This is a genomic window from Pseudomonas sp. 32_A (genome assembly GCF_017490905.1).
Lineage (GTDB): Bacteria > Pseudomonadota > Gammaproteobacteria > Pseudomonadales > Pseudomonadaceae > Aquipseudomonas > Aquipseudomonas inefficax.
Genome location: NZ_JAFGYI010000397.1, coordinates 1 through 430 on the forward strand (window position 1 = coordinate 1; position 430 = coordinate 430).

Here is a 430-nt window from a genome sequence, read left to right on the forward strand (position 1 = left end):
CTTCCGGCTACTTGTGTGCACCCATGACCGAGGAAAGGGCCGATCAGCTCGATCTGCCCCTCATGTGGCCGGCGAGCCAGGACCCATTGCGCACTCGCTACACCGTTGCTGTCGACGCGGCCCACGGGATCACCACAGGGATCGACGCCGTCCAGCGTGCCCGTACCGCCCGGGTCCTGGCCGATCCTTCCTCCACCCCGTCGGACTTGGTGCGTCCCGGTCACGTGCTGCCTCTGCGGGCTCGGGCTGGGGGAGTGTTGGAGAGGCGCGGCCACACTGAGGCTGCCGTCGATCTGGCGCGGCTGGCGGGTCTAGAACCTGTCGGTCTCATCGGTGAACTTGTCGGAGATGACGGCATGTGCCTGCGTGCTGACGCGATTGCTGATCTGGCCCGCACTGAGGGCTTGGCTTTGACTACCATCGACCAGCT

At 66.0% G+C, this 430-nt stretch carries 1 protein-coding gene; it reads left to right on the forward strand.

All coding sequences use genetic code 11. The features are described from left to right. Positions 1 to 23 precede the first annotated feature (23 nt). Positions 24 to 430, forward strand: a 407-nt coding sequence (locus J5M58_RS27220) for a 3,4-dihydroxy-2-butanone-4-phosphate synthase (RefSeq protein WP_243432577.1), incomplete at its 3' end; no start/stop codon positions are given.